Source organism: Streptosporangium sp. NPDC049078 (assembly GCF_040648855.1).
Lineage (GTDB): Bacteria > Actinomycetota > Actinomycetes > Streptosporangiales > Streptosporangiaceae > Streptosporangium.
In genome coordinates this window covers 19,426-28,833 of record NZ_JBEZEL010000013.1, presented here as the reverse complement: position 1 = coordinate 28,833, position 9,408 = coordinate 19,426, and the positions used below count along the sequence as shown (strand labels likewise).

General features: G+C 66.7%; 11 protein-coding genes. 8 read left to right on the top strand and 3 right to left on the bottom strand.

From position 1 onward, the window contains the following. Positions 1-101: 101 nt before the first annotated feature. Positions 102-302, top strand: a complete 201-nt coding sequence (locus AB0B90_RS22690) for a hypothetical protein (protein ID WP_362924530.1) — start codon at positions 102-104, stop codon at positions 300-302. 126 nt (positions 303-428) lie between these two features. On the opposite strand, the gene AB0B90_RS22685 is transcribed toward AB0B90_RS22690, so the two are convergent. From AB0B90_RS22685 to AB0B90_RS22675, 3 genes are all read right to left on the bottom strand, one after another. Next, positions 429-1,511, bottom strand: a complete 1,083-nt coding sequence (locus tag AB0B90_RS22685; RefSeq protein WP_362924528.1) for an SIS domain-containing protein — start codon at positions 1,509-1,511, stop codon at positions 429-431. Positions 1,512-1,585: 74 nt separating this feature from the next. Continuing rightward, positions 1,586-2,410, bottom strand: a complete 825-nt coding sequence (locus AB0B90_RS22680) for a BtpA/SgcQ family protein (protein WP_362924526.1) — start codon at positions 2,408-2,410, stop codon at positions 1,586-1,588. 143 nt (positions 2,411-2,553) lie between these two features. Then, positions 2,554-3,777: a helix-turn-helix transcriptional regulator gene (locus AB0B90_RS22675; protein ID WP_362924524.1), complete on the bottom strand. Its 1,224-nt coding sequence runs from the start codon at positions 3,775-3,777 to the stop codon at positions 2,554-2,556. Positions 3,778-4,729: 952 nt separating this feature from the next. Here AB0B90_RS22675 and AB0B90_RS22670 point away from each other — a divergent pair. From AB0B90_RS22670 to AB0B90_RS22640, 7 genes are all read left to right on the top strand, one after another. Then, a complete protein-coding gene (locus AB0B90_RS22670; protein WP_362924522.1) occupies positions 4,730-5,011 on the top strand; it encodes a hypothetical protein in 282 nt (93 codons plus the stop codon). Positions 5,012-5,059: 48 nt separating this feature from the next. Then, complete coding sequence (locus AB0B90_RS22665) at positions 5,060-5,686, top strand: ATP-binding protein (RefSeq protein WP_362924520.1); 627 nt, start codon at positions 5,060-5,062, stop codon at positions 5,684-5,686. 317 nt (positions 5,687-6,003) lie between these two features. Further along, positions 6,004-6,243: a hypothetical protein gene (locus tag AB0B90_RS22660; RefSeq protein WP_362924518.1), complete on the top strand. Its 240-nt coding sequence runs from the start codon at positions 6,004-6,006 to the stop codon at positions 6,241-6,243. After that, positions 6,212-6,736 (top strand): DUF6879 family protein, encoded by a 525-nt coding sequence (locus tag AB0B90_RS22655; protein WP_362924516.1) that lies wholly within the window; start codon positions 6,212-6,214, stop codon positions 6,734-6,736. The genes AB0B90_RS22660 and AB0B90_RS22655 overlap by 32 nt, the downstream gene beginning before the upstream one ends. Before the next feature lie 25 nt (positions 6,737-6,761). Further along, entirely contained in the window at positions 6,762-7,610 is an 849-nt protein-coding gene (locus AB0B90_RS22650) for a DUF5753 domain-containing protein (RefSeq protein WP_362924514.1), read from the top strand. A 243-nt stretch (positions 7,611-7,853) separates the two neighbouring features. Continuing rightward, complete coding sequence (gene fxlM, locus AB0B90_RS22645; RefSeq protein ID WP_362924512.1) at positions 7,854-9,092, top strand: methyltransferase, FxLD system; 1,239 nt, start codon at positions 7,854-7,856, stop codon at positions 9,090-9,092. 58 nt (positions 9,093-9,150) lie between these two features. Beyond that, a complete protein-coding gene (locus tag AB0B90_RS22640) occupies positions 9,151-9,342 on the top strand; it encodes an FxLD family lanthipeptide (RefSeq protein ID WP_362924510.1) in 192 nt (63 codons plus the stop codon). Positions 9,343-9,408: the final 66 nt, after the last annotated feature.

Genomic DNA, 9,408 nt, shown 5'->3' with positions numbered 1-9,408 from the left:
GCTAGCGGGTCAGATGCTGAACTCTTGTACCCACAAGTAGACTAACCAGTTCGTGACTCGTCTTGCAATCCAGGTCCGGTAAGTCTCGATCTGGAGGACCTATGGGACAGTTGGTTGCTCGTGTACTTCTGGCCGCGATCATCCTCATCTTGGCCACGATCGTCGGCATCGTTGGTGTCTGGTTGGCGCAGCAGGGGGGAATGAGCCTGCCTAACGCCATCCTGGCAGGGGCAGGTGGCGCCGGGGTTACGATTCCCATCCTCCTGGCACTCGCCCATTTTCTGATGGGACCGCCGTCCTAGACGAGCAGTCCCAGCAGGCTCAGCCGGGGCATCCCCACCGAGAGTTGCGCTGTACGTGATTTACACCTCACCCTCTGAGCCACCAGGTCAGAGGGTGAGGTCATCATGCGTCACCCCTTCATGCTCTTACGGGCGGTTGGTCGTAAACGGCAGTCGGTTCAGGCGTTCAGCCACGAAGCAGGCCAGCGGGCCGGCGAACAGGTGAGACACCAGCCCGGAGAACTCCTCACGGACCGTGCCGAGCGCCGGCAACACCACATGAGCGGTCTCGGCCAGGTCGTGGTCACCGTCGTCGGCCACGGCGATAACAGTTCGCCCATAACCGCGTGCGCGGGCGGCCACCCGCAGAGCATGGCTGCGGCTGCGACCCGGCGTGGCGATCACCAAGGTCGGCATGTCGCGAGGATGCGCCAGGACCTCGACGTGCTCCCACTCCTCCAAGTCCTGCCCAGCAGCGAACACCCCAGCGGCCTCGATGAGTTTCGCAGCGGCGAACAGGGCGGTGCCGTAGCCGGGGCCGCTGCCGAGGACCATCGTCACCGGCGCGTCAGCGATTCGGTCAGCGAGCTGGTCGCACCGCGAGCGCAGTGCCCCGGTGGTGGCCTCGACTGCGTCGGCTGCGGCCAGCACCTCCCGGTTGAGCGCATCGGCGTACGCCGATCGGTGACCGCGCTGTCGGCCCAGTTCGACGGCGGTGAGCAGCAAGCCGAGCAGGCTGGCCTGGTAAGTGCGGATCCCGGGGCAGGGCCGTAACCCCGCCAGCGGAAGTACCACAGCATGGTCGGCCGCCTGGGTGAGCGGGCTGTGCGCGGTAGCGGTGATGGCGAGGGTGCGGGCACCGTGCTCAGCGGCTCGCTCCAGCCCCTGGATGAGGCGCCGGTTACCGCCGGAGGCCGAGATCCCGATCACCAGCGCACCCGAGAGCAGCGCGTCGTCCTGCTCCCAGGCGGCACCGTACTCCAGCATGCGCAGCGCACTCAACGGCTCACACGACACCCCCGCCAACCGATGAAAGGCCATCTGCGCGGCCAACGCGGCGTGGTAGGAGTCGCCGCTGCCCACCAGGTACACCCGTGAAATCGCCAGCCGGTCCCCAACAACTGGCAGGCTGCGGATCTGTTCCAGCGCCTGGCCGTGCAGAGTGCGCAGGTCCCCGGCCAGGGCGTCTGCCTGGCGCAGCATCTCAGCGAGGGTGTAGGAGGGGGTCATCGTGTTCCTCCTTGTCTTCTGCCGCCGTCAGCACCGGAAGCTCACCTTCTCGGCGTCATCGCCGAGGGCCGAGATCACCGCGTTCCCGCACGCACGATGTCCACGTACGCCTTGACCTTGTCGGCGACGATGGCGCTGCCCCAGCCGTCACCTTCCAGGCAGGTGCCGACGAACGCACCGTCGGCGCCCTCGGGCGCAGCCAGCAGCCTGGCAGCGTTGTCGTGATTGGTGTGACCGGCCAGGATGATCGGCAGATCCGGCGCGGCGGCACGCACCGAGGCGATCATCTCCAGCACTCGCGCCTCATCGGGGTGGCACAGCGACACCGCGTCCGCGCCGACCTGCCGAGCCGCCCTGGCGACGTCGGCGACCGTCTTGCCACCGCCGAACCAGGTGTAGTGCATCGACTCCACCTCGGCGATGATCTTCACATCCCAGGCATCGATCTTCTTGCGGTACTCCATCACCGCCAGCGGATCGGCTTCGACCATGCCGTGCGTGGTGAGGGTCGCCCCCACGATCGCGCCTGCCCGTACGAAAGCACCGCCGGCGACTTTGGCGACGGCCAGCGATGCCTGTACCGCGTTGCGCATCAGTTGCACGCCCACCCGGAAGTCGGGGCCGACGGCATCGGTGACCGCACGGGTGATGAGACTGAGCGCGGCGATCCGCGCGGGATCACTCTCCTCACCGGGGGCATAGACCCGATCCACAGTCTGGATCAGACCTCCATCCGCGCCGCCGTCGTACAAGGCGCGCGCCGACTCCACCGCCGTTCGCAAAATCTGCGGGAAGCTGCCCTCGTGGTAAAACGGGGTGCCCGGCAGCGGCTGCAGATGGATCATGCCCAGCACGACGGGTTTGCGGCCCAGCCACTGCGCATCGTCCCTGTCCAGCACATGGACCTCCTTGGGATGCGAGCGACCGCCCACGTCGCCTGACCTGCGTCAAGATCGATGAAGCGCTTCCACGTTCTCACCTTCTCGCCGATTGCGACAGAGCACGGCTGTGTCGATGTCCACAACCGGCCACCCCGGATATATCAGAGAATATGCATCCGAACACCCAGCCGACGGATCCGCTCCCGGTAGCTGTACCGCTCCAGGTCCAGCAAGGTCCGTACGGCCTGCTGGGCCATCGGATGGTTGCGGACGAGTTGGGGAGCCACCTTCTCCGCGTACTCCATTTCGGCCAGGGCGTCGTCGCGTTTGCCACACCAGAGCAAGCCTCGGGCGTGGTCGAGATGGTGGTGTCCGACGCGATTGGCCTGAAGGCCCTTCGGTAGGCGAACCTTCTTTCCCAGGGTCACTGCTCGGGGGCCGTCACCAAGTTCGACGGCGACGGCGACACCGTGGATGTCGATGTTGTGCTGGTTGCTGCACAGCTCGTAGTAGTTGGTGCGCTGTCGAGCACCGAGTCGGGTGACCGCTTCGGCTGCGAGGCGATGCCGTGACCATGCTTCGTCGGCGTCGTTTTTGCGAGCCGCGGTGATCGCGGCCCGTAACTGAAGGCCACCCCAGACAGCCAGAGCCTCGGGCTTACCCGCTACGTACTCGTCCTCGATGCTCGCGCAGGCCGCGTCAAGTACGGCGAGCGCGTCGTTCCACGAGGTGCTGGTCCACAGGTTTCGTATCCGCAGGTAAGCGGATACAGCACCGTGGTACGGATCTCCCGAGCGTTCCGCAGCCCAGCGGACTCGGCTGGTGGCGATTAGGGAGAGGTCCGCGTACCCAAGGTTGTGAGCGACCGAGTTCGCCGTCTGGTAAGCGAAAGCGAGCAGTCCGAACGCCTTGCTCCGGTCAGGCTCGGCGTACAGATGGGTAGCCGCCTGAAGTTCGGAGAACAGGGGCGGCAGCGCATCGGCCAGTTCCCCGTAGCGGGTTTCCAGGCGCAGCCAGCAAGCGTGCTCAGTCGCGGCTTGGAGGTCAGGCAGTGACCGTACTTCGCCGACCCATTCGGGGTCGAGGTCGTAGCGCTCCAGATGGCGGCGAATCTCGGGGATCGCAGAGTGCCCCCGATCCTCGGCGGGGGTGTCGCCCCGGTAGGGGCGCGCGGTGAGTTCGTTCGGGTGCACGCGCAACACTCGGGCGATGGTGTTGATCAACGCGATGGAGTCAAGAGGGATGCTGTCGTTCTCGACGCCGGACACCCAGGACTGCGCTCGGCTGACGCGCCGGGCGAGTTCGGTCTGGGTGATGCCCAGGCGCTTACGAGCACGTCGTACGCGCTTTCCCACGCTCTCCGCCGCCGGGTCTGAGTAGGTCATGGCCTCACGGTAACCCGCCTTGACTCTCTTGACTCCCCTCCTCGTCAAAGTATCAAGGGCGTTGATGTCCACACCTCTCCGCACTCATAACTTCACTTTCCGTGAGGAGAGATGAGTGTGGGAGTGGCCGATACTCCCGTCACCCGACGGTCGGAGCAGCTGTCGAACGGACTCCGGTGGAAGCCCGTGGTGCTGGGTCTCTACGGAGGCGCATCAACACAACGGGCCGACGCTCCTGTTCGTGCAGCGCGAACCCGTCGTGTGGCGCGATGGACGGAATCGTCGGGCAGGAGATCGGCTGGAACGTTCGTCGCGGGCATGTCGCCCATGCGTGCAGTCGACCAGGGCGTCCCGCGTTCCGATACGCCGAACTCCGCAAAGCACATCAGGCGCCGAAGCAGGTGACCAAACCCACCTGACGAATGCGCCGCCCTCACACGGAAACTCCTCGTCACCAGCCAAGACACGGACATGGCCGGTGATACCGCCAGAGAAAACGGCTCTGCCAGTCGAGTGGCTTCGCCTGGCAGAGCCTCGCCTGCACACCGGAGGTGCAAACTGTGCTCAACCCTAGTAGAGCCATAAAGATCATCCGAGTCCGTTGGCATGCCGAGCGTCCGCCCTCACCGCTCGGCTGCCGCTGGTGCGGTCATCCCCCGTACGCACACGACGCCGCCAGCCTGCCACACCGCCCCGGACACCTGTGGGAACAGCCCACCTCGACCCAGGTCCGTACCCGCATGACGGCCCGGCGCCGCCTCGGCCTGTGCGGCCGACTGCCCGCGCCTCTCGCACCGGCCACCGTGACCCCGCGCTCGCCGAGCCACCCCTTCGCGGGCTCCCCCGTCCCCCGAGGACGCCACCCGCGACCGGCCACCCCGCCGTACGGACGCGAATCGCCACCAGGAGCACGGCCCGGCAGGCGCGAGACGCACCGGAAGGGAGTGACGGCATGAGCAGCACCCTCTCCCTCGCAACGGAGAACCTCCGGCACGAACCCGGTGACGACCCCCGCGCACTGCGCACCCTGAGGCTCCGCTTCCCCGACTGGCGCCCCTGGTACGGCCACGCCACCGGACGCTGGTGGGCCCTCTCCCCCACCCGATACCACCAACGCATCGGCCTCCTCGAAGCCGACACCCCCGCCGAACTCGCCGCCCGGATGCAGCACATCGAGGACTTCCACCCCACCCCGAGCAGGCCCACCAGACGACCAACGGGGACCTTGGGGTAGCCGAAGACAACGCGGGCAACGAAATCATCGGCAAGGGAGGTGACCGAGATGACCGTACGACTGCTGTCCGTACTCGCCGGAGTGCTCACTGACCGATTCCGGACGACCACCGACCACCCCAACGGACCGGCCGCCACCATCTGGCCGCCCTACCCCGGCCGAATCCCCGGCTGGTCGACGACACCGAACCACACCCCCGTCATCTCCCAACGCTTCCCCGCCACCCCCGACCAGGTCAGAAACGCCCGCGCCTTCGTCACCGACATCCTCGGCAACGACCACCCACTCCGCGACGACGCCACACTCCTCACCAGCGAACTGGCGACCAACGCCGTCGAACACACCACCGGAGCGACCGACAGGCCGACCGACGCCCGACCGGTCGAGCCCGGGTCAGCCAAGACCGAACCGACCGGCGCCCGACCAGCCGACGCCGGAACAGTCGCCCCCGAGCCGAAGGACCCACCGCGGGAGTTCGTCGTCACGGTGGCCTTCACCCCGCACGGCGTCATCATCACCGTCCAGGACCCCGGATCCACACAGATCCCCCACGTCAAGAACCCCAGCCTGAACGCCACCGGCGGCCGAGGACTCCTCCTCGTCAACGACCTCGCCACCCGTTGGGGCTTCCACCGCGACCCCACAGGAACCGTCATCTGGTTCGAACTCACCTAACCACCCGGCGTGGCGACGCGAGTCTGGAGGAGCAGCGCCGCCACGTCCTCAACCATCCCCCCGGCGGTCGAGTACCGGCGTCGGCCGTCTACCGGTGATGAGCGCTTCGCGTACCTCTCGGCTAAGTGGGTCCATGGCAGGCGAGCCGGTCACGCAGCGGGGTCATCAGGGCGAGGTCACCCTGAACGCGGTGACCCGAAGGTTGTCCGATTCCGGTCAGAACAGCGGCTGACATGCTGAAATCCTTGACCGGTTCACCGCATCGGGTGAAGGTCGATTCTGCAAGTCCGTGCACACCTGGACACATGGAGATCTTCATGGGACTACGGTTCATCGGCAAGGACCCAGACAGCGACAACGACCATTCGCCCACGGTGTGGCTCGACGAGGCGACCGGCGACCTCATCCTGCAAGGCTGGAAGATCACTGACGTGAAGACCCAGGCGGAGATCGGCGTCGTCCCCGAGAACGAGACGGTCATACGATTTCCGGTACGGATGATCCCGTTCGTTCTGGAGGCACACGATGGAGACGGCTCCGGTCCCGGCGTTCAGTGAGCTGATCTCCGGCACCCAACGGTCGGCGGTGCACCTGGAGATGCGTGATGTCTATGATCCCGGCTCCCGCCGGTTCGCGAGCTGGCGGTCCGGCCATCGCGAGAATCCGGCGAACCGTGACGAGTGGTGGAACCCCTTTCACAGCGTGATCGCTGAAGCCGTCGCCCGCGGCGTCCAGGTGCGTCGCGCCCGTGTCGTGTCCGAACCGGTCAGCGACTATGTCCAGTTCGAGTACGACGTCACCTTCTCCAACATCGCGGCCGGCGAACAGGTGCGGTGGCTGCCTAGGCGCCGGGCTTCGGACCTGGCGCTTCCCGGCAACGACTTCTGGGTATTCGACGGCCGCCTGGTTCGGCTCAGTCACTTCGGCGGCAACGGAGAGTTCGTCCAGGACGAGATGACCGAGAATCCCGCCGTCGTGAAGCTGTGTGTCGAGGCCTTCGAACGGGTGTGGGAACGCGCCGTCGACCACCACGACTATCGTCCCGCCTGACCTGCTGCTCACCCCCCACACGGTCATGTCCTCGTCACCGTCGTCCAGCGTCCAGCAGGCCCGGGAAGTACTGGCCGGCCGTCTTCGTGAGATCCGCCTCGATGCGGGCCTGTCCGCTCGGGCACTGGCGGCGGCGGCAGGGTGGCACGAGTCGAAGACATCTCGGATCGAGAACGCCAGGACCTCACCGTCTGACAAGGACATCAGGACCTGGTGCGAGGTGTGCGAGGCTGCCGAGCAGACCAGAGATCTGATCGCCTCCGCCCGAGCCGTTTCCTCGATGTACGTCGAATGGCGCCGGGTCCAGCGCACCGGCCTCGGGCGGCTTCAGAGGTCTTCCATCCCTCTTTACGAGCGGACCCGTCACTTCCGCTTCTATCATTCGCTCCTGATCCCCGGCCTGTTTCAGACTCCTGGCTACGCGACGGCGCTGATGGGGGCCATCACGGCTTTCCGTGAGATTCCCGACGACATCGAGCAGGCGGTCGCCGTCCGTATGGAGCGTCAGAAGGTGCTCCACTCCGGCGCGCGGTTCGCCGTCTTGGTCGAACAATCGGTGCTGAGCTACCAGGTCGGCGACGCGGAGGTGATGGCGGGGCAGCTTGGCCACCTGATCGCCATGGCGGCTCTGCCCTCGGTCAGTCTGGGAATCGTCCCGTTCGCCACGAGCGGGCGCCCCGTGTGGCCGCTGGAGGGCTTCAGCGTTTTTGATGACATGCAAGTGAACATCGAACTGCTCTCGGCCCAGGTGACTGTCACACAGCCCCGTGAGATCACCCTCTACATCAAGGCGTTCGGTGGGCTCGCCGACATGGCCGTGTATGGCGGGGCCGCCCGAGCCTTGATCACAAAAGCCATCGACGATCTCCGATAGTGGACTCGTCTGCAAGTTCGTAGAAGTTCGTTGATGCCCGAACGCGGAGCCACCTAGCGTCAACCTGGACGGTTACGGTCCGTCACCTTCCGGTGGGTGCACGTCAAGGCGGTGCGACCAAGTGCCGCCGCAGCACCGCGCCCCGATGTCCGGTGAAGACAGCTATACCGCCTGAGAAACGAGGACATGATCGCCCTGACGGCGGTCTGCCGTCCTCGCCAACCCTTCGAAGGAAGCTCGTTCATGATGACGTCCCGGCACAACGACTCCCCTTCCGCTGAGCTGCTGCGCGAGGCTCTCGTCCAGCAGTTGCGCAAGCGAGGATTCATCCGCGACGACCGGGTCGCCGACGCGTTCGCGGTGGTGGAGCGGCACGTGTTCGTGCCGGAGGGTACGCCGCTGGAGGCCACGTACAACGTGGACGACTCGGTGGCGACCAAGACGGACGAGCACGGCGTGATCGTCTCTTCGATCAGTGCCCCGTTCATCCAGGCCCTGATGATCGAGCAGTCGGGGCTCGGGCCGGGGATGAGCGTGCTGGAGATCGGTTCGGGCGGCTACAACGCCGCGCTCCTCGCAGAGGTCGTCGGCCCGGATGGGCGTGTGGTCAGCGTGGACATCGACCCGGAGGTGACCGACCGGGCCAAGGTCCTGCTGGAGGCGGCCGGGTACGGCGAGCGGGTAACGGTCGTGCTGGCCGACGCCGAGCACGGTGTGCCCGCGTCCGAGTTGTTCGACCGGATCATCGTGACGGTGGGCGCGTGGGATCTGCCTCCGGCCTGGCTGGATCAGCTGGCCGAGGGCGGAGTGATCGTCGTGCCGCTGCGGATGAACGGGGTCACCCGCTCGATCGCGTTCCGGCGTGTAGCGGACCATCTGGTGAGCACGTCCGCTGAGGTGTGCGGGTTCGTCGCGATGCGGGGCGATGGCGAGCACTCCGAGCCCGTCTTCCGACTCCCCGACGCCCAAGGCCGCCACGTCAGTCTCCGGTTCGATACCGGAGTGCCGGAGAACCCGAGCCTGCTCGACGGCGTGCTCGCGACCCAGCGCACCGCGGTGTGGTCCGGCGTCACGATCGGGCATGGGATCTCGTTCGCCGACCTACACCTGTGGTTCGCCTGCTTCCTGCCCGGCTTCTGCAAGCTCGCCGCAGATGAGGGAACCGAGCTGGCCGAGGAGCGCGGGAAGTGGTTTCCCTTCGGGGTCGTGCGCGGTGACTCGTTCGCCTATCTGGCGGTGCGCCCGGCCGTGGAAGGTGCCGGAGTCGAGTTCGGGGCGCGCGCCTACGGAGCGCACGGTCAGGAGGCCGCGACCGCGATGGTCGAGCAGATCCAGGCGTGGGACCGGCAGGCCCGAAGTGGTCCGGCCCCCACGTTCGCCTTCTGGCCGACCGGCGGCGACCTCACCCGGATCCCCGAAGGCTCGGCGGTCCTGGAAAAGACCCATGGACTGGTCACGATCTCCTGGCCCGCGACGAGCTGAGCGACGCGCGGGCCAGGACGCACCACCCCCAACCCTGCAATGTGAGGAGTGTGATCCGATGGCTCCACCGCTGACTCTCGACGCCGCCGAAGCCGAGGTCGCCGTCGTCGCCGACGAGGAGTTCGAGCTGGACATGCGCGTGGTCGAGGCCACCACGCCGCTCGTGATCATGATGTGTGACACCAGTGACGGGTGCGGTGCCACGTGTGGCACCAGTGCGTGCAGCACCAGTTCCAACGACCCGTCCTGAACCAGTCCCTCTGCCGTCGGCGCCCTCGCACGCGAGGCGCCGACGGCACGATCCATGACCGGCCGA

What these genes read in the sequence shown, in the direction of transcription:
- AB0B90_RS22670 (WP_362924522.1), top strand. Translation starts at nt 4,730, where the DNA reads ATGAGCAGCACCCTCTCCCTCGCAACGGAGAACCTCCGGCACGAACCC.
- AB0B90_RS22690 (WP_362924530.1), top strand. Translation starts at nt 102, where the DNA reads ATGGGACAGTTGGTTGCTCGTGTACTTCTGGCCGCGATCATCCTCATC.
- AB0B90_RS22660 (WP_362924518.1), top strand. Translation starts at nt 6,004, where the DNA reads ATGGGACTACGGTTCATCGGCAAGGACCCAGACAGCGACAACGACCAT.
- AB0B90_RS22685 (WP_362924528.1), bottom strand. Translation starts at nt 1,511, where the DNA reads ATGACCCCCTCCTACACCCTCGCTGAGATGCTGCGCCAGGCAGACGCC.
- AB0B90_RS22675 (WP_362924524.1), bottom strand. Translation starts at nt 3,777, where the DNA reads ATGACCTACTCAGACCCGGCGGCGGAGAGCGTGGGAAAGCGCGTACGA.
- AB0B90_RS22665 (WP_362924520.1), top strand. Translation starts at nt 5,060, where the DNA reads ATGACCGTACGACTGCTGTCCGTACTCGCCGGAGTGCTCACTGACCGA.
- AB0B90_RS22640 (WP_362924510.1), top strand. Translation starts at nt 9,151, where the DNA reads ATGGCTCCACCGCTGACTCTCGACGCCGCCGAAGCCGAGGTCGCCGTC.
- AB0B90_RS22650 (WP_362924514.1), top strand. Translation starts at nt 6,762, where the DNA reads ATGTCCTCGTCACCGTCGTCCAGCGTCCAGCAGGCCCGGGAAGTACTG.
- fxlM (WP_362924512.1), top strand. Translation starts at nt 7,854, where the DNA reads ATGATGACGTCCCGGCACAACGACTCCCCTTCCGCTGAGCTGCTGCGC.
- AB0B90_RS22655 (WP_362924516.1), top strand. Translation starts at nt 6,212, where the DNA reads ATGGAGACGGCTCCGGTCCCGGCGTTCAGTGAGCTGATCTCCGGCACC.